Source organism: Lysinibacillus sp. NPDC093712 (assembly GCF_050280025.1).
Lineage (GTDB): Bacteria > Bacillota > Bacilli > Bacillales_A > Planococcaceae > Lysinibacillus.
Genome location: NZ_JBNNUU010000002.1, coordinates 672,607 through 691,473, shown reverse-complemented (window position 1 = coordinate 691,473; position 18,867 = coordinate 672,607). Strand labels below are relative to the sequence as shown.

Sequence of the window (18,867 nt, the reverse complement as noted above, 5' to 3'; positions counted from 1 at the left end):
TTGTTTACAACGATAAAAGCATGTACAGATTTTATTTTTACATTAAAAGCAGTTGATTTTAAACGTGAGCCATTAGTAATGATGCGTGAAGTATTGGCCCGTTTGGGAGACCCGCAGAACAAGCTACGAACTATACATTTAGCTGGTTCCAATGGCAAGGGGTCTACAGTAAACGTATTGAGGGAAATGATAGAGGATGCAGGTTATCGAGTAGGAGCTTTTACTTCTCCACATTTAACGCGCGTTAATGAACGAATGACTATCAATGGCACGCAAATTTCTGACGAGCAATTTTTACAGTATATGAACAATATCGCTTCAATTATTGAGGCGCATTATAATGGGGACTATCCGAGCTTTTTTGAGGTCGTAACACTTATTATGTTCCAGTATTTTGCTGAAGAAGAAGTAGATTTTGCACTAATTGAAACAGGGCTTGGCGGTCGTTTAGATGCGACAAATGTTATCACACCACTTGTTTCAATTATTACGACAATTTCATTGGAGCATACAGCATTTTTAGGCGATACGTATGCGAAAGTTGCATTTGAAAAGGCAGGTATTATTAAAGAAGGAGTACCTGTTGTGGTAGGCGTTAAAAACGATGAGGCGCTTGATGTTATTCAAAAAGTTGCACAAGAACGTCATGCGAAATGCCTTGTTTTAGGAAACGATTTTCACGTAGTGGCAAAAAATCAAGGGATTGTTATGCAAACCTTTAACTATCGTAATGCAAATGTTGAAATAAATGATATGCAACTAAAAATGGCTGGTGAGCATCAAATTGCTAATGCCAGTCTTGCCATTACAGCGATGGATATTTTGCGTGAGCAAGGACATATACAACTAACAGAACAATCAATGCGTCAGGCGTTGCAAAATGCACAGTGGGCAGGCCGCTTTGAACAATTTCCCAATAATATCGTGCTAGACGGTGCTCATAATTCTGAAGGAACTGCCGCGTTGATTCAAACACTTCAGACTGTTTATCCAAATCATCGTTATCGCTTCATTTATGCAGCGCTGTCTGATAAAGATCATGCAAATAGTATTGCTTTAATGGATGGAATAGCTTCATCCATGTCCTTTACGCAAATTGGACTGCCAAATGCTATGCCAGCTGAAAAATTAGCGATGCTGTCTACGCATAATGACAAACAATATGATGCAAATTGGCAGGCAATCGTCCGTTCTGTTATACAAAGCAAGGGCCTTCAAGATATTGTTGTTATTACTGGCTCACTTTATTTTATAGCGGAAGTTCGCCAATGGTTGCAGGAGGAAATACGATGATTCCACAGTTTGATATATATAAGAAAAAATGGGCATTAACAAGCGATGATATCATTAAGCCTGGTCTAAAAGCTATTAAAGAGGCATTAGCACTCGTTGGAAACCCAGAGAGAAAACTACAGATTGTACATCTTGCAGGTACGAACGGCAAAGGCTCAACACTTACATTTTTAGAGTCAATTGCACAGGAGCATGGCTTAAAAGTAGGCAAGTTTATGTCTCCATGCATTTTAGATGTGCATGACCAAATACAAGTAATGAAAAAGCCCATTACAGAAGTAGAGATGGATCGCGTTTTTCAACAAATGAAAAGCGCTGGACTTAGCGGTAAACTAACAGATTTCGAGTTATTAACGGTTGCTGCATTCTTACACTTTGTTAATTGTGATGTCGATGTGGCTTTAATTGAAGCGGGAATGGGGGGCTTATTGGATAGCACCAATGTAGTGATGCCAATTGTCTCCATTATTCCAAGTATAGCGCTAGAGCATACGAAATTTTTAGGCTCCACAATTGAAAGTATTGCTGAGCATAAAGCAGGGATTATTAAACAAAATCGTCCAGTTGTTATAGGTGAGGTACCTTTAAAAGCGAGGGCAATAATTAATAATGTTGCACATGCAAAGCAAGCACCAATTCTTGAGCTTAAAAAACAATTTACGCTAGAGCAATCGAATCATTTTGAGTGCTATAAAAATAATGAAAAAAACATCTGTATCTCCAATCTTACACGTAATATGAAAGGACCACATCAAGGAAATAATATGGCATTAGCCATCACTGCTTTTATCGAAGTGGCTACAGCACTAGACGTTGCTATTAACGAAGAAAGTATACGCCATGGAATAAAAGTGGCAAGTATTTTAGGACGATTTGAAGAAGTAATGCCTTATATTATTTTTGACGGTGCACATAATCCTGCTAGTGCAGAGAAATTGGTAGAAACTGTTCGTCTTGAATTTCCTAATGAGTCGGTTACTTTCGTTATAGGCATATTGGGTGATAAAGATGTAAAAGAAGTTTTGCAATACTTTGAGCAAATAAGTGATAGCTTTTATTTTGTTGATTTTGATAATTCACGTGCAATGTCAGCAAAAAATATGGTAGAACTAAGTAATGCACCGCACAAAGCGGTTTTAAGTGATTATATTCAATTTATTCAGCAGCAATCAGAAAATAAATGTAGAACAATTGTATCAGGCTCTTTATATTTGTTAACAGAAGTGCGTAGTAGGTTGCTACAACAAAACAATTAGGTACGTTAAGCCATTTTCACCTCATTGCGTCAAATTATGTTTATCTAATTGCTAGTAAGACAAGTAATTCGTCATCGTTCTACTGAAAACAACGTAACATTACTTTTGATAAATAACAGTTTTTCTGAATTTAACAGAGGTTTGAAACAAGCTATATGTACTGCTTTCTATAATATCTAGCCCAATGGATCAAGAGAACACAAAACATAGGCTAGATAGGGTGACGTGACGAGCTTTGAAAGTTATGGACGATATTTGGTAATTAATAGCGATAAATTTTTTAGGCGAGACGACAGCAGTCTCGTCTTTTTTTAACCTTATTTTGATAGGTTGAAATAAGAGGTGATGAACGTATGAAAATTGTTAGTCAGGTAATAAGAAAACAAATAGTGCGCGCAATGCTAATTGGTGGCATCGTCGGGCTTTTTGGTGTAGCCATTTTTTTAGGCGTTCTCCAGGCGAGTACCCAATTTTCTTTAAAAAAGGACAGCGAGGTAGCGAAAAACGAAACTGAAACACAAGCAGAGACAGATTCAGAAACAATACCGACAGCAGGAGGTACTGGGACCTCAACTATGTTTTATGCGAGTCAAGCTGGTGTATTTTCAAATTATGAAAGTGCAAGTGCATTTATAGCAGAACATCCTACACTGCAAGAAAGTGCAGTAGTAGAAGTAGAGGGTAAATTTTATGTTTGGACAAGTATGGTGACAGCGGAAAATGACTTAGTTTTTTTAAAGGATCCCCCAACATTTAAAAAAGCATTTAGTGTTAGTGGCGATAGTTGTAAAGAGGCGACAATTGCAGAAGTAACAAATGTATTAGCTGATAAAAATACTAAAAAATTAAATTTTAGTGAGGCGGCAAATGATTCTACGCTACCTTCCGATTGGCAAAGCATTGGCAAGGCTGCATCCTCTATTTCCAGTGATATAAGCATTGTACGCCTTCAAATTTTCGCGCATTACAAATCAAAAAATGCTTGTCTTCAAACGAAATTTTAAGTAGATAATTTAGCTAAAAGTGCATTATCTTGATTTTTAGAAAATTTTCAAATACCACATTCTCCGTTATGATAGAGAGAAGGAGGAATGGTGAAATAATGTTTGAAACGACTCATAAATTAGTGCTTGCTTCCGCCTCACCACGACGAAAAGAATTGCTTGCTATGCTTGACCTTCCGTTTGAAATTGTGACAAGTAATGTAGAGGAGACAAGCGTAACAGCAACAACAATGCAAGATTACGTAAAAGGTGTGGCACTTCTAAAAACGCGGGATGTAGCACAAAAAGAACCAAATGCAACGATTATTGGAGCAGATACGATTGTCGTCTTTGACAATGAACTACTGCATAAGCCAAAAAACCGTAAGGAAGCAATTTCTCACCTATCACGTTTATCAGGCAAGCGTCATGCGGTCATGACTGCTGTTGCCATCATTGAACCAAATGGATTGGAAACGACATTTGTGGAAGAAACAGCTGTGGTATTCCATACTTTATCGCAGGAGCTTATAGAAGCGTATGTAGCATCTGAAGACCCTTATGATAAAGCAGGCGGTTATGGTATACAAACAGCTGGAACCCTTTTAGTTAAGCGAATTGAAGGAGATTATAACAATGTTGTGGGCTTACCACTTGCATCGTTGTTTGCGCAATTGGTAGCACGACAAATTATCCAATTTGCGAAGGAGTGAAGCTATTGCCAATAGATGTTTTACCAGAAATGATGATTCGCGACGTCAATATAGCAGATCGACCACGTGAAAGACTTTTAAGGCAAGGGGCAAAGAGCTTATCCAATCAGGAGCTGCTGGCCATTTTACTGAGGACAGGCACGAAGGAAGAATCAGTACTTGTACTTGCCAATCGTGTTTTAAGTACATTTGAACGTTTACATCATTTAAAACATGCGACAATTGAAGAAATGGTTGCCATAAAAGGTATTGGAGAGGTAAAGGCAATCCAAATTTTAGCTGCAATCGAGCTTGGTAGGCGCTTGTCTCAAAAGCAAAATGATGACAAATATACGGTTCGTTCTCCACAAGATGCCGCTGCATACTTAATGCCTGATATGACCTCACTTAGTCAGGAACATTTTGTTGTACTTTTTCTTGATGTAAAAAATCAAATCATTCATAAAAAAACGATTTTTATCGGGGGCTTGAATGCGTCGATTGTGCATCCGAGAGAAATTTTTCGTGAGGCTGTAAAGCGATCCGCTGCCTCTATCATTTGTGCTCATAATCATCCAAGTGGTGTGCCGACACCGAGTCCAGAAGATATAGAGGTAACGAAAAGAATTCAGGAAGCTGGTTTTATCATTGGTATTGAATTACTTGATCACGTCATCATCGGTGACCATCAATTTATTAGCTTAAAAGAAAAAGGTTATTTTTAGCACTATACGATTAGAGGTTATCTAAATAAGTCTTGCATAGGACGCACGACCTTTACGGGACAAGCAAGGGCTGTTAGAAGTCGTACAATTAACTTAGCTCCTTGTCTGCCAAATGCGCGTAATAGTAAGGAGCATGATGCTCACGCATGGAATACGCAGTAGTGGAGCTTGTTAGTTTTACTACAGAACAGCTTTTGTAAATTAAATAGCTTTGTCGACAAGCTGAGCACTGCAAATATTTTGCAGTGCTCTTTAAATTGAAACTTCTGTTAATATTACTAAGGGACTCCCTAGCGCATTTTTCAGGAGAAAAAATTTTTCTAGTATATTTTAGCTTCAGTATAGTTTGAGCGATTTTAAGCACTTTAATAAAAAAATGAACCTTTTTGATTGAATGACGTTATTGTATTCGTAGAAATATCTATAGCATTCACAAAAATTGGTAGCCTATAATGCGTTGTTTTACATGAAAAAAAATAATATGCTAATCTATACGTACTATTTTTAGTTTAAGAGGGAATTAAAATAGTAAGTTTTCTGCAAGATGAGGTATGTGGCACTACAAATTCTTGCATTTATCCGTTATAATGAACGGTATGATTTTATGTCAACGATAGTATGGCTTAAATAGAAAGGGAGTACACAATTTGTTTGGATTAGGTAGTAAAGATGTCGGGATTGACCTTGGCACAGCGAATACATTAGTTTTTATTAAAGGGAAGGGGATCGTTTTACGCGAGCCTTCTGTAGTAGCGAAAAACACAAAAACAGGAGACATCGTTGCAGTTGGTAATGATGCGAAAAATATGATTGGCCGTACACCTGGGTCAATCGTGGCGATTCGTCCGATGAAAGATGGCGTTATTGCTGATTATGATATTACAACAGCGATGATTGAATATTATTTAAAAGAAGCTTGTAAGAATTCTGGCGGTAATTGGAAAAAACCGAATGTAATGATTTGTGTGCCATACGGTATTACTTCGGTTGAACAACGTGCAGTTATCGATGCATCTCGTCAAGCAGGCGCAAAAGAAGCATTTACAATCGAAGAGCCATTTGCAGCAGCTATTGGAGCGAACCTACCAGTTTGGGATCCAACAGGGTCGATGGTTGTTGATATCGGTGGTGGTACTACGGAAGTAGCAGTTATTTCTTTAGGTGGTATCGTTACAAGTGAGTCTGTACGTATCGGTGGGGATGCGATGGATCAATCGATCATTTCATATATCCGTAAATCGTATAACTTAACAATTGGTGAACGTACAGCGGAAGCAGTGAAAATGGAAATTGGTACAGCGTTTGCTGAAGGACCTGATGAGAAAATGGAAATTAGAGGTCGTGACCTGTTAACTGGTTTACCAAAAACGATTGAAATTTCGTCTCAGGAAATTTCAGAATCATTGCGTGAAGCGGTATCATCAATTATTGACGGTGTACGAAAAACGTTGGAACAAACACCTCCAGAATTATCTGCTGACGTGATGGAGCGAGGTATTGTTTTAACTGGTGGTGGCGCGTTATTAACGAATTTAGACAAAGTTATTAGCCGTGAAACAAATATGCCTGTATTTATTGCTGAGGATCCATTAGACTGTGTAGCTATTGGGACAGGTAAAGCTTTAGATCATATTGATTTAATTCGTCAACAACAAGTAAAAGGGTAAGGAGGTTTAGGCAATGCCACATTTTTTTTTCAATAAGAAAGTAATACTGCTACTTGTGGGCATGGTTTTTCTTGTGGCATTGATTAGCTTCTCATTACGAGATCGGACGAACGCAACTTTACCAGAGCAAATTATTAAAGATACTGTCGGCGTCGCACAATCTATTGTTGCGAAGCCGGCGAATTACATAACTGGTATTTTTAATAATATTGACTCCCTCTTAAACACGTACGAAGAAAATAAACGTTTAAAAGCACGCTTAGAAGATTTTGCAGCTGTACAAGCCGAAGCATTGGTATTAAAATCTGAAAATGAAAAACTACTAGAACTTACAAAGTCAGAAAGTTTAAAGGCGTTTAATCCTATTCAAGCAACGGTTATTGCTAGAAATCCTGACCAATGGGAAGAAAAAATTATTTTAAATAAAGGTTCATCTCATGGTGTAGAAAAAAATATGGCAGTTATGACAGCGAAAGGGCTAGTCGGTAAAATTACGTTAGTGACCCCTTTCACCTCTGAGGTTGAGCTTTTATATACAAATAATCCTAACTATCGTGTTTCAGCGATGGTTTTAGGAGAAAAAGAGGCATACGGTTTAATCGAGGGCTTTGATAAAGAACGAAATGAACTCATTATGAAGCGAATCGATTCTAGCTTAAATGTAAAAGTAGGCGAAAAAGTAGTTTCTTCAGGTCTTGGTGGTATTTTCCCTAAAGGAGTACCAATCGGAGAAATTACGGAAGTTAGCACAGATGATTTTGGCTTAACGAAAATGGCTTATGTAAAACCATCTGCTGATTTTTCTATTTTAGAAAATGTTGTAATCGCAAAACGATCAGTAACCGTTATTGATGGTTCTGACGGTAATGCAACAAATGAAGATTTAACAAATCCACAAAAGGTTACTGAAGAGGGGGAAAAGTAATGGTTCGATTTCTTATTCCCTCTGTTGCAGTATTGCTATTTTTACTAGAACCAGTGTTTGCTATGCTCTCACCAATTGAAGTGGGAGGGCATATCTATTATCTAGTACCTCGATTTTTAATTTTATACTTAATATTTATATCCATCTATTACAGCCGTCAACGAGCGGTAATGTATGGACTTTTTTTTGGTGTCTTGTATGATGTGTTTTACATTGATATTATTGGATTATATTCGGTACTATATCCGCTTATTTGTTTTTTAGCAGGGTCTATCGTAAAAATAATTCATCAGCACTTAGTTGTGACAACGACTATTTCAGTTGTTTTAGTAGCAATTTTAGAATTCGTACTTTATCAATTCTTCTACCTAATCGCTTTTACAACGATACCGTTAACGGATTTCTTACAATCACGACTACTACCAACAATCATTGCTAATACGTTATTTTTAATGATTCTTGGTTGGGCCTTCAAGTATCTAATTAATGCGCGTGTCTTACAGAGAGCACGTGAAGTTTCTTAATATCAAGAGCAACGTGAGGTGAGGCATTCATGAAAAAACAATTAGTTAATATGAAGGGAACAAAGGATGGTTTTGTTCTTCGTTTAGACGATCAATGTTCGTATGCCGATTTAGTAGATGAGCTAAAACGAAAAGTTTCAGAAGGCGGTATCGATGGTAAAGTAGATGTACAATTACATTTAGGCTATCGATACTGTTCTGATGAACAAGTAAAAGAGCTAGTGAAAATTGTTCAAGAATCAGAACAGTTAATTGTAGCAAAGGTGCAAAGTGATGTACTGACTGTCCATGAAAGCAACCAGAAAATGATAGAAAGCCAACAAGATACATATGTAGGAGTGGTCAGATCGGGACAAATTCTACGTGCCTCTGGGGATATAGTAATTGTGGGGAATGTGAATCCGAATGGACGTGTAGAAGCTGGTGGTAATGTTTACGTCCTTGGCAAACTAAAGGGAATTGTACATGCAGGTGTACATGGGAATAAGGAAGCAATTATTGCTGCCTCTCGTTTAGAAGCCACGCATATTATGATTGCGGATCAGGTTGAGGCGATGTCAGATGAACATGTGAAAGCTATCAATCAAGCAGACATGGCTTGTGCATTTATTGGCTATGATGGGCGTATTGCGTACGATCAAATTCATGCGTTAAAAAATATTCGACCATTATTGAATGTGTCTAAGGGAGGAAGCTAGTGTGGGAGAAGCGATCGTCATAACTTCAGGTAAGGGTGGTGTCGGTAAAACGACAACAACGGCTAACCTCGGGACTGCATTGGCTCTACAAGGGAAAAAAGTATGTTTAGTAGATACAGATATTGGCTTAAGAAATTTAGATGTTATTCTAGGTCTCGAAAACCGTATTATTTATGATTTAGTTGATGTTGTTGAAGGACGATGCAAGATCCATCAAGCATTAATTAAAGATAAACGTGTAGATGATAAACTATTTTTATTACCTGCTGCTCAAACGACAGATAAAAATGCTGTCACACCTGAGCAAATGGAGAGCTTAGTAGAGGAATTAAAGAGAGACTATGATTATGTTTTAATTGATTGTCCCGCTGGCATTGAGCAAGGCTATCGCAATGCAGTAGCAGGTGCAGACCATGCAATCGTTGTAACGACACCAGAAATTTCAGCTGTACGGGATGCAGATCGAATTATTGGACTGCTTGAACAAGAAGAAATAACTGCTCCTAAACTAATTATTAATCGTATTCGTCAGCATATGATGAAAAACGGAGATACACTGGATGTCAATGAAATTACAACACATTTGTCAATTGATCTTTTAGGCATTATTGTCGATAGCGAAGGTGTTATCTCGTCATCAAATAAAGGTGAGCCGGTCGTTATGGATCCGACTAATAAAGCATCTTTAGGTTACCGTAATATTGCCCGTCGCATATTAGGTGAATCTGTGCCATTGATGGCCATCGAGGACGAGCACCGAGGAATGTTTTCAAAACTTAAAGCATTATTTTCAAGATAATCAAAACCTTTTCGTGCATGTGCGCGGAAAGGTTTTTTTATTGAAAGCAAATTGTGTGAGAATTGTGTGAGTGACTGGCACATTTTTTACGTGCATGAATGGACATGCTGCCTCATATAGTGTGAAAAAAGAGGATGAGAGCTTGTTTAAAAAATGGAAATGGATTGTCATGATATTACTTGTGGCTGCAATTATGCTTATGATTCGATTAGAAGATCAAGGCGTAATGGAAACACCTGTGCGAAAGCTTGTAACGACATCAGCAGATTTAACATATTTAAGTGAGCTCGGAAAAAGTCTGCTAAAAAAAGAGGAAGAAACGATAATGGTTTCAAGTGATGTAGGGCAAACTGAACTATTAACGTTCACGAATGCGCAAGTTTTTAAAGAAGGGTTTTTATTACAATATGATGTGGGTCTTCCTGTGTATGCAGGGCAAAGTGGGCTCGTTGTTTTTACAGGCCATACAAAATATACCGGTAAAACGATGACTGTTAGCTATGAGGATGGCACAACGGTATCCTATGGGATGCTTGATAGTTTAGCGCAGTTACCATACACGACTATACAGGCCAATGACTTAATCGGTATGAAGCAGACTGGACAACTCTATATTTCAATTGAGAAAGACAAAACTCATTTTGATTTAGAACAAATAGTGCAGTGGCTTGAAACAACGGAGAACGATGAAAGTTAAATTGCATTTACTATGTATCCCTCTGATTCTGTTAATGATTTTCACTGGACAGATTGCCTATTATGCAATTATTTTAACTTCGTTGCTATGGCATGAAGCTGGTCATATATTGGCCGCGGTGCTTTGTGGCGTGAAGATAAAATCATGCGTTATCGCACCATATGGAGGGGAAATTGAATTTGAAAATCCAGCAGCTGTGCAGGCATCTTCACTACTTTGGATTGCACTAGGAGGTCCAATCGCCACTATACTGGGGATTGGTCTTGCTTTTTTCATGCCGGATTTAATTGCAATTCGACTAGTCAATGTACAGCTAGTGTTACTAGTAATTAATCTAATCCCAATTATTCCACTGGACGGTGGAAGGATACTCTTAGCATGTTTATTTTTATTTTATCCAAGTGTACGAGTATTTGAATATTATTATTCCCTCTCACTGATTTTTGCCACTATGCTATTCATTGTAACCTTAGTGAATTTGCCACAATCCATTTTTTTGACTGTCCTTTGCCTATTTATATGGTTGCAAGTACTAAAAGAATGGAATTATCGAAAGTATCGTTTAGCATTTGAGAAATATGTAATGAACAGGTTGACTTGATAGAATTCGTGTGGTAGTATTTTAATGTTATTGTTTGTAGCACCCGTGCTACTACAACCGCTCTGGGAAGGTTTAAGTATCTTTGGATCACCTTCATATACAGGCGAGTCTGAGTCTAAGAGGAGGTGCAGTAAAATGTACGCAATTATTGAAACTGGTGGTAAACAAATCAAAGTAGAAGCTGGTCAAGAAATCTATGTTGAGAAATTAGGCGTAGAAGCTGACGAGGTTGTAACTTTCGATAAAGTTCTATTCGTAGGTGGCGAAAACGTAAAAGTTGGAGCTCCATTCGTAGAAGGCGCTACAGTAACAGCTAAAGCTGTTAAAGAAGGCCGTCAAAAGAAAATCGTTGTTTTCAAATTGAAAGCTAAAAAGAACTACCGTCGTAAACAAGGTCACCGTCAACCTTATACAAAATTAGTTGTTGAATCAATCAATGCTTAATTGTGAGGTGTAACATTTGATAAAAGTTACGATACATCATGATGAAAACAGACATGTGTCTGCATTTGAATTTTCAGGACATGCTGAGTACGACGAATCTGGTAAAGATTTAGTGTGTGCAGGCGCATCTACCATTGCCATTGGTACGGTGAATGCGATTTATGCATTACTACAATTACAACCAGAAGTTGAACAAGCGGCTGAAGGTGGAGGCTTTCTTAAGGTATCTTTACCAACAGATTTAGAACCTGAAATCGATACAAAACTACAATTAATTGTCCAAGTAATGACTGCTCAAGTGTATTCTATGGTGCAAAATTACGGACAATATATCCAAATCAACTACAACCAAGTAGGAGGTGGAACAGAATGAAATTGTTATTAGCATTAGACCTTCAACTTTTTGCATCGAAAAAAGGGGTAGGTTCTACAAAAAACGGACGTGACTCTGAGTCTAAACGTCTTGGCGCTAAACGTGCTGATGGCCAATTTGTAACTGGTGGTTCTATTCTTTACCGTCAACGCGGTACAAAAATTTACCCAGGTACAAACGTAGGTCGTGGTGGTGATGATACGCTATTTGCTAAAGTTGATGGCGTTGTTAAATTCGAACGCTTAGGTCGCGATCGCAAACAAGTATCTGTATACCCAGCTACACAAGAAGCTTAATTTTAATAAAGTAGACATAAAGCGGAGGACTGCATTTATTGCAGTCCTTTTTTTGGCTAAATTTCAATGAAGAATTAAGGGAAAAATACATCAAAACTTGTTATACTAGTTAAGATAACTTTATTGGAGTGAATGGGATGAACAATCAATCACTAACCATTAGTGAGGTATTACGTTTTGCAAATCATGATTATGTGAATCAACTTCAACTTATTCGCATGAATTTAGATTTAGGTAGAATTGATGAATCAAAAGAACTTATTCAACATTATTCGGAACAGCTACGAGTATTGTCTATCATGAATCGTCTACAATTACCACAAACAATGGAGTGGCTACAAACAGCAGGATGGCGTTATCCATCTTTACCGCTGGAGCTTAATGTTGAGATCAAAAAACCAGTCACTAATAATATTGACAAGGATGTTGTAGAGTATTTAAACAAAACAGTTATGCATGTTTATGATACATTAGATCCATTTACGGAACAGAGCTTAGTGCTTGATGTACGTGTTGACGATCATACATTTGTTTTGGCGTTTACGCTAAATGGACTGTGGAGTGCAGACGCATTCACCGAAAGAGGTTTGAAACAATTCGACATTCAAACAATTGTGCAGACAAATACGTGCTGGCAATATGTGTTGAGTGCAAATAGGGAGTGAAATAAATGTTTGTCGATCACGTAAAGATATATGTAAAAGGTGGCGATGGCGGCGATGGCATGGTAGCCTTTCGTCGTGAAAAATTTGTACCAAATGGTGGTCCAGCTGGTGGTGATGGCGGTCACGGAGGTAACGTTGTCTTTGAAGTAGAAGAAGGCTTGCGTACATTAATGGATTTCCGTTATAAACGCCACTTCAAAGCGGATCGTGGTGAACACGGGATGAGTAAAGGGATGCACGGAAAACGCGCTGAAGATTTAATTGTCAAAGTGCCACCAGGTACAGTTGTGATGAATGAGGAAACAGGAGTTGTCATCGCAGATTTAGTTGAGCATGGCCAACAAGCGATTATCGCTAAATCTGGTCGAGGTGGACGTGGGAATTCCCGCTTTGCAACCCCGGCCAATCCTGCGCCAGAGCTTTCTGAAAAAGGTGAGCCAGGACAAGAATTAACTGTTATATTAGAGTTAAAAGTATTAGCAGATGTTGGTTTAGTTGGTTTCCCAAGTGTAGGAAAATCAACACTATTATCTGTTGTTTCTGCAGCAAAACCAAAGATTGGCGCTTATCATTTTACGACAATCGTGCCGAATCTAGGAATGATTGAAACAGAGGATCACCGAAGCTTTGCGATGGCAGATTTACCAGGGCTTATTGAAGGTGCGCATGAAGGGGTAGGTTTAGGTCATCAATTTTTACGTCATATCGAGCGTACACGTGTAATTGTGCATGTTATCGATATGTCAGGAATGGAAGGCCGCGACCCGTACGATGATTATTTAACTATTAATGATGAGTTAAAGCAATATAATCTTCGTTTAACAGAGCGTCCTCAAATTATTGTAGCGAATAAAATGGATATGCCAGAAGCAGAAGAGAACTTAGTGGAATTCCGCAAAAAGTTGGACGAAGATGTACAAATCTTCCCAATCTCAGCAATTTCACGCCAAGGCTTAAAAGAATTATTATTTGCTATAGCAGATTTGCTTGAAGTAACGCCTGAGTTCCCTCTATTTGAAGATGTAGAGGAACAATCAGATGCTACAGTTATGTACAAGCATGAATCACAAGGTGAAGGTTTCGAAATTACACGTGATGATGACGGTACATTTATCATTAGTGGCTACTCGATTGAACGTCTATTTAAAATGACAGACTTTAGTCGTGAAGACGGTATTCGCCGTTTCGCACGCCAATTGCGTGGGATGGGCGTGGACGAGGCATTGCGTGAGCGTGGTGCACAAAATGGTGATACAGTTCGTCTGCAAGAGTTTGAGTTCGAATTTGTAGATTAAGACAGGAGTTTTAGGGGGAAGCGTATGAAGAATGTTGCGAATCAGCGATATTATTTAGTTCGTGAAGATGTATTGACGGATGCTATGCAAAAAACATTGGAGGCGAAGCAATTACTTTCAAGTGGTTCAGTATCCTCCATCTGGGATGCGGTAAAGCAAGTGGATTTATCGCGCAGTGCGTTTTACAAATATCGTGATGCTGTATTTCCTTTTCACTCTATTGTACAGGAGCGCATTTTAACAGTCTTTTTACAGCTTCAGGATCGAAAAGGAACATTGGCAAAGCTATTAGAAACTGTGACTAATTCACATTGTAATGTACTGACAATTCATCAAACAATTCCAATTCAAGGGCGTGCTAATGTGACGTTGTCATTAGATGTAACGAGCATGACTTCAGAACTTGATGACTTAATACACCAGCTAAAACGATTAGATTTTGTTGAATCTGCTGAGGTAATTAGTTCTGGTGCATTGTAAGGGGCTATTTGAAAAAGCCCCTTGCCTTTTATTAGTTAATGCTGGTAGCTGTTGATACAAAATTTCGCTCCCTTTCCGCATGCGATGAGCAAGCCTCTCTGAAGCTAAAAATAGCCTCTGTGAGGTTGCGCTTAAGTCGCTATCCTGCAGAAATACTGCGAAATTTTTTTAAAATACCCAAACATAGTGTGTAAAAACTGCATTTGATATAAGCAATTTTATTTATACGGCTAGCAAAAGCAGTACATATTTTCACATTTACTCTTTTTAGGGGAGGCTGTGTTACATAGCCTTTTCTTTTTATAAAGAGTTTTCCAAACATTAAAAATGTTTAAGATACTATGAATTGTAGAAGGAGGTCATTTTGATGACAGAGCGACAGTGGGAGAAACGAATTGCATATTTAGGACCGGAAGCATCATTTACATATTTAGCAACAAAATCAATCTTCCCAACTGATAGCCTTGTACCATGTACAACGATACCTGAATGCATTGAGGCAGTAGCAGAGGGCAAAGTTGATTTAGCGGTTGTACCATTAGAAAATGCATTAGAGGGCTCAGTACCATTGACGCTCGATTATTTATTCCATGAGGCAACGCTTTATGTGACAGGTGAGCTACAATTAAAAATTCAACAACATTTAATGGTCAATAAGGCGCAAAAGGACAATTGGGAATCTATCAAAGGAGTATATTCACATCCGCATGCTTTAGCACAATGTCATAAATATTTATTTTATCGCTTCAGTGATGTGCCTTTACATCAAACAACATCAACAGCGGCCGCAGCTAAATTTGTTTCTGAAAATCCAGATGAATGTATTGCAGCAGTAGGTAATGCAGCCGCTGCAGCGAAGTACGGACTAGATATCGTGCAAGACAATATACATGATTTTCATTTTAATCATACTCGTTTCTTTGTATTATCCAAGCAAAATAAACGTCTACCTCAGGAATTATCAGAAGGACAAGCGAAAACAACCTTCATGATTACGTTACCGACAGATCGTTCAGGTGCTTTACACCAAGTTCTTTCTGTCTTTGCGTGGCGACAATTAAATTTAAGTAAAATTGAATCACGACCATTAAAAACAGGTCTTGGGGATTATTTCTTTATGATTGATGTTTTAGCAGATGAAAAACAACCAATGATGCGGGGGGCTATGGAGGAGCTAGCGGCACTTGGCTGCAAGGTGAAATCTCTTGGTACATACTTTACGTATTTAACATCTGACGAGGACTAACAGGTTTAGGGGTGTCAAAAATGGGTGGTATAATATTGTTTGATGGAATTTGTAATTTCTGTAATAGCAGTGTGCAATTTATTATCAAACGCGATCAAGCTGCGTTTTTCAAGTTTGCTTCGATTCAAAGTGAGGTTGGGCAAGCGCTTCTTGCGCAATACAAAGTACCAGCAAATATTGATAGTGTGATTTACATTGAACAAGATAATATTTATTTTGAATCAACAGCAGCGCTTAAAATTAGTCGACGTTTAGATGGCTTATGGCCTGCTTGCTACGTGCTAATTGTTATACCACAATGTATACGAAATACAGCATATAAACTTTTTGCAAAAAAACGTTATCGTCTTTTCGGTAAAAAGCAAACTTGTCTATTACCAACACCCTCACAACGACAACGTTTTCTTTAAAGTGTCAGGCACATAAACAATTTTGAAAATTTTATTACTAACCAAGTAAAAATCCACGAAGATTTCTGCGGCTTACATCGTGCCCGCGGAAAGCGAAGTGGATTTTTTACGTTTCTTATAGAAAGCCTGGTATTATGCACAAGAAAATCTATGAGCTGGCTCTCGGCTCTAATTTCCGTCCGTCGCCATACATTATTGATCTGAAACGAGATAGCCCTTTTTTTGCAACGATTGCTCAATTAAGTCTAAAACTTCAACGGAAGGTGCTGATATAACATGAAGATGAGTGCCGCCTGTAAGTGCAGATAAGTAGCTTGCTTGTGTGTCGTTTACACGTTGTACAAATTTTTCAACTTCATGACGATTGGAGACCATGAACGAAGCGGTAAGCTCTCCGTAAATGGGATGCTCGACAATTACATTTTTAACCGTTCCACCACAGTCCACAATTGTTAACAATTCGTCTTTAGCGTCTTCGGGTTTGTGGAAACATGGGATTGTCCGTTCAACAGTTTGACTGAGTTGCTCTTGGTGCATATAAATATAACCTTGGCTTGTTGCAATGATAGGTTCATTTCTAGCCTTTAATAATGTCATATCGTTAACAATGACCTGTCTAGAAACGTTTGCAAATTTAGCGAAGTCTGTCCCAGTTATAGGTGTGTTGCTTTTTTTTAGCAGTTCTAAAAGTTGCAGTCGGCGTTCCTCGCCTAACATTTTTTTCATAAAAGATCACCTCTGCCATGTAATAAAGGAAGTGTTATTCCTTAAGCATTAGTGTACCATGAAGCATTTCCACCATGCGTAATTTTTTGTATCCAAATGAAACATTGAACATATGATACGTAGAGAGGAAGGGAGGAAAAAATTGCGTATTCATATTGTTCAAAAGGGAGATACGTTGTGGAAGATTGCGAAAGAGTACGGTATTTCGTTTGAGGATTTAAAGCGACTCAATGCTCATCTTGCCAACCCTGATTATATTGTTCCGGGCATGGAAATTATTTTGCCTGAAAAAATAAACATGGAGCCACATAAAGGATCGCATAAGGAAACACATAAAGAAACACATAAAGAAACACAAATGCATAAAGAGATGCCAACTCAAACAAAGCCTAAGGAAAGTGTTAAAAAAGAGGTGCAAAGACCGATGCCGGTACCACCACCTATTGTTATTCAACCACCAGCACCGATGCCTATGCCAGAACCACAGATGATTCCAATACCGTTTCCAATGCCAATGCCAATGCCGATGCCACAACAACAGCAACCGATGTGGGTGCCTCAGCCAGTAGAACTTAGCTGGAATCAACAATTAGTAATGCCGCAAGTGCAACAACCAGCACCACCACCGCCACCAGTAGCACAGCCAGCACCGCCGCCACCACCACCGCCACCACCAGCACCAGCACCGCCGCCGGTTCATATGGTACCACATATGCCAATGGTACCTCATTGCTCTAGCTGCCATCAGCCAATGCATCATCAAATGTGGTGGCATATGCCAATGCATCCACAAGTAGAGGCATATACAATGCCACAGCAACAAATGCAATATGCTATGCCACAACAACCAATGCCAACATATGTAGAAGGTGCGAATTTCTTAGAATCGAGCTCATCACCATTCTTTAATGAGCCACAAATGCAGCCTCAATTTGAGCAGATGCCAATGATGCCGATGATGCCGATGAATCAACCTTGCGGATGTGGTTCACAGCATGGAATGGGTCAATCTTGCGGATGTGGTTCACAACATGGAATGGGTCAATCCTGTGGATGTGGCTCTCAGCCGGTAATGATGCCTAATTGGCAATTTGATCATAACTGCCCACCACCATGCCCGCCACCATGTCCTTCACCTGGACCATGGGTTTCACCGAACTTTTTCCCAGGCGGGATGACGCCTTATCGATGGTAAAAAGGCATTCATTGTTGAGGAAGTAAAACCGAACATTTGGAAGTATAAATATCGATCAAATCATTATTTCGTGAAACGAGCAAAGCAGTTAGAAATAGCAGATAAGGTGAGGGCAATTCATCGTCAACTTGGACGAATAGAGCCCTCCCTCGTCCTGCCTCTAGTAAAAAGTGATGATGAGCAACTTATTGTTCAAATGTGGCAAGAGGGAAGCCACAGTGCGAATTTTGCACATAAAAAAGATAGAGAACAATCTTTAAAGTTATTAAACACACTGCATGATACAAATCAAAAAATTGCGTGGCAACGAGTGCCAGGTTTGTATACCTTCTCACAGCTATTAAAATGGCAGATGCGTCATATGCGTTTTAAAAGCAGACGAAATGAATTTAGAGCATTTTTAACGAGAGAAGAAGTGGATCAAATCATTCATTTTAGTGAAAAGGCTTTGCAGTTAATGGAACAAGAAAATGTGCCAGAAAAAGAAATAACATTGCTACATGGTGATGTCGTTCATCATAATTTCTTATGGTGTTCAGATGGGGAATTGCGCTTAATCGATTTTGATCTTGCACATCTTGGTGAAGCCGATGATGAATATATACTATGGCTGCATCGTGTGTTACCTGCAGTAGATTATAATATTGATAGTATTTTGAACGAATTACCAGAGCTTCAACGGTTAGATAAGAGAAAGTTACATCGTTTAAAGTTTCCTAATGAGTTATTACGAGAGTGGTTATTTGCTGTAGATTTGCCACTAGAACAACAACTAGTATTTTTAGATTATTTAATACCGTTTACTAAGCGAGCCCTAACATACTGGCCAAAATTGTGGTACGATATTGATAGAGTGCTAAAGAAATGACCGTCTCCG

At 38.6% G+C, this 18,867-nt stretch carries 23 protein-coding genes and 1 other annotated feature; of the genes, 22 read left to right on the top strand and 1 reads right to left on the bottom strand.

All coding sequences use genetic code 11. The features are described 5' to 3' along the window. From ACQKNX_RS10940 to ACQKNX_RS10845, 20 genes are all read left to right on the top strand, one after another. Nucleotides 1-1,293: a bifunctional folylpolyglutamate synthase/dihydrofolate synthase gene (locus tag ACQKNX_RS10940; RefSeq protein WP_427428893.1), complete on the top strand. Its 1,293-nt coding sequence runs from the start codon at nucleotides 1-3 to the stop codon at nucleotides 1,291-1,293. Continuing rightward, the gene (locus ACQKNX_RS10935) at nucleotides 1,290-2,549 is read left to right on the top strand and encodes a bifunctional folylpolyglutamate synthase/dihydrofolate synthase (protein WP_427428892.1); all 1,260 of its coding nucleotides are present in this window, start codon (nucleotides 1,290-1,292) and stop codon (nucleotides 2,547-2,549) included. Before ACQKNX_RS10940 ends, ACQKNX_RS10935 begins: the two co-directional genes overlap by 4 nt. A gap of 353 nt (nucleotides 2,550-2,902) precedes the next feature. Then, nucleotides 2,903-3,553, top strand: coding sequence for a hypothetical protein (locus ACQKNX_RS10930; RefSeq protein WP_427428891.1), 651 nt, complete (start codon nucleotides 2,903-2,905; stop codon nucleotides 3,551-3,553). Nucleotides 3,554-3,651: 98 nt separating this feature from the next. Further along, the gene (locus ACQKNX_RS10925) at nucleotides 3,652-4,245 is read left to right on the top strand and encodes a Maf family protein (protein ID WP_427428890.1); all 594 of its coding nucleotides are present in this window, start codon (nucleotides 3,652-3,654) and stop codon (nucleotides 4,243-4,245) included. A 32-nt stretch (nucleotides 4,246-4,277) separates the two neighbouring features. Beyond that, nucleotides 4,278-4,949 carry a RadC family protein gene (radC, locus tag ACQKNX_RS10920; protein ID WP_401009863.1) on the top strand — a complete coding sequence of 224 codons (672 nt, stop codon included), beginning with the start codon at nucleotides 4,278-4,280 and terminating at the stop codon, nucleotides 4,947-4,949. A 647-nt stretch (nucleotides 4,950-5,596) separates the two neighbouring features. Next, nucleotides 5,597-6,616 carry a rod shape-determining protein gene (locus ACQKNX_RS10915; protein WP_340823403.1) on the top strand — a complete coding sequence of 340 codons (1,020 nt, stop codon included), beginning with the start codon at nucleotides 5,597-5,599 and terminating at the stop codon, nucleotides 6,614-6,616. Nucleotides 6,617-6,629: 13 nt separating this feature from the next. Then, complete coding sequence (gene mreC, locus ACQKNX_RS10910; protein WP_427428889.1) at nucleotides 6,630-7,541, top strand: rod shape-determining protein MreC; 912 nt, start codon at nucleotides 6,630-6,632, stop codon at nucleotides 7,539-7,541. After that, nucleotides 7,541-8,065, top strand: a complete 525-nt coding sequence (gene mreD / locus ACQKNX_RS10905; protein WP_427428888.1) for a rod shape-determining protein MreD — start codon at nucleotides 7,541-7,543, stop codon at nucleotides 8,063-8,065. Before mreC ends, mreD begins: the two co-directional genes overlap by 1 nt. A 29-nt stretch (nucleotides 8,066-8,094) precedes the next feature. Beyond that, nucleotides 8,095-8,763 (top strand): septum site-determining protein MinC, encoded by a 669-nt coding sequence (minC, locus tag ACQKNX_RS10900; RefSeq protein WP_427428887.1) that lies wholly within the window; start codon nucleotides 8,095-8,097, stop codon nucleotides 8,761-8,763. A gap of 1 nt (nucleotide 8,764) precedes the next feature. Further along, a complete protein-coding gene (minD, locus tag ACQKNX_RS10895) occupies nucleotides 8,765-9,562 on the top strand; it encodes a septum site-determining protein MinD (RefSeq protein WP_172772210.1) in 798 nt (265 codons plus the stop codon). 142 nt (nucleotides 9,563-9,704) lie between these two features. Then, nucleotides 9,705-10,259: a peptidoglycan DD-metalloendopeptidase family protein gene (locus tag ACQKNX_RS10890; RefSeq protein WP_427428886.1), complete on the top strand. Its 555-nt coding sequence runs from the start codon at nucleotides 9,705-9,707 to the stop codon at nucleotides 10,257-10,259. Then, complete coding sequence (locus ACQKNX_RS10885) at nucleotides 10,249-10,860, top strand: stage IV sporulation protein FB (RefSeq protein ID WP_427428885.1); 612 nt, start codon at nucleotides 10,249-10,251, stop codon at nucleotides 10,858-10,860. The genes ACQKNX_RS10890 and ACQKNX_RS10885 overlap by 11 nt, the downstream gene beginning before the upstream one ends. A gap of 45 nt (nucleotides 10,861-10,905) precedes the next feature. Continuing rightward, nucleotides 10,906-10,981: a sequence feature (ribosomal protein L21 leader region), on the top strand. 14 nt (nucleotides 10,982-10,995) lie between these two features. Beyond that, nucleotides 10,996-11,304: a 50S ribosomal protein L21 gene (rplU, locus tag ACQKNX_RS10880; protein ID WP_010860053.1), complete on the top strand. Its 309-nt coding sequence runs from the start codon at nucleotides 10,996-10,998 to the stop codon at nucleotides 11,302-11,304. A 16-nt stretch (nucleotides 11,305-11,320) separates the two neighbouring features. Further along, complete coding sequence (locus tag ACQKNX_RS10875; RefSeq protein WP_340823413.1) at nucleotides 11,321-11,677, top strand: ribosomal-processing cysteine protease Prp; 357 nt, start codon at nucleotides 11,321-11,323, stop codon at nucleotides 11,675-11,677. Next, nucleotides 11,674-11,973 (top strand): 50S ribosomal protein L27, encoded by a 300-nt coding sequence (rpmA, locus tag ACQKNX_RS10870; RefSeq protein WP_024363181.1) that lies wholly within the window; start codon nucleotides 11,674-11,676, stop codon nucleotides 11,971-11,973. The genes ACQKNX_RS10875 and rpmA overlap by 4 nt, the downstream gene beginning before the upstream one ends. Nucleotides 11,974-12,110: 137 nt before the next feature. Continuing rightward, entirely contained in the window at nucleotides 12,111-12,638 is a 528-nt protein-coding gene (locus ACQKNX_RS10865; RefSeq protein WP_427428884.1) for a Spo0B domain-containing protein, read from the top strand. Between the two features lie 5 nt (nucleotides 12,639-12,643). Beyond that, entirely contained in the window at nucleotides 12,644-13,933 is a 1,290-nt protein-coding gene (gene obgE, locus ACQKNX_RS10860) for a GTPase ObgE (RefSeq protein ID WP_427428883.1), read from the top strand. Nucleotides 13,934-13,957: 24 nt separating this feature from the next. Continuing rightward, nucleotides 13,958-14,413: an ACT domain-containing protein gene (locus ACQKNX_RS10855; protein WP_427428882.1), complete on the top strand. Its 456-nt coding sequence runs from the start codon at nucleotides 13,958-13,960 to the stop codon at nucleotides 14,411-14,413. Nucleotides 14,414-14,780: 367 nt separating this feature from the next. Continuing rightward, entirely contained in the window at nucleotides 14,781-15,659 is an 879-nt protein-coding gene (pheA, locus tag ACQKNX_RS10850; protein WP_427428881.1) for a prephenate dehydratase, read from the top strand. A gap of 20 nt (nucleotides 15,660-15,679) precedes the next feature. Beyond that, nucleotides 15,680-16,069, top strand: coding sequence for a thiol-disulfide oxidoreductase DCC family protein (locus tag ACQKNX_RS10845; protein ID WP_427428880.1), 390 nt, complete (start codon nucleotides 15,680-15,682; stop codon nucleotides 16,067-16,069). 192 nt (nucleotides 16,070-16,261) lie between these two features. Here the strand turns inward: ACQKNX_RS10845 and ACQKNX_RS10840 are convergent, their stop codons facing one another. Then, entirely contained in the window at nucleotides 16,262-16,795 is a 534-nt protein-coding gene (locus ACQKNX_RS10840; protein ID WP_403049499.1) for a transcription repressor NadR, read from the bottom strand. A 142-nt stretch (nucleotides 16,796-16,937) separates the two neighbouring features. Between ACQKNX_RS10840 and ACQKNX_RS10835 the strand changes: the two genes are divergently transcribed. After that, the gene (locus tag ACQKNX_RS10835; RefSeq protein ID WP_427428879.1) at nucleotides 16,938-17,990 is read left to right on the top strand and encodes a LysM peptidoglycan-binding domain-containing protein; all 1,053 of its coding nucleotides are present in this window, start codon (nucleotides 16,938-16,940) and stop codon (nucleotides 17,988-17,990) included. A 70-nt stretch (nucleotides 17,991-18,060) separates the two neighbouring features. Beyond that, nucleotides 18,061-18,858 (top strand): phosphotransferase, encoded by a 798-nt coding sequence (locus tag ACQKNX_RS10830; protein WP_427428878.1) that lies wholly within the window; start codon nucleotides 18,061-18,063, stop codon nucleotides 18,856-18,858. The last annotated feature ends 9 nt before the right edge of the window (nucleotides 18,859-18,867 follow it).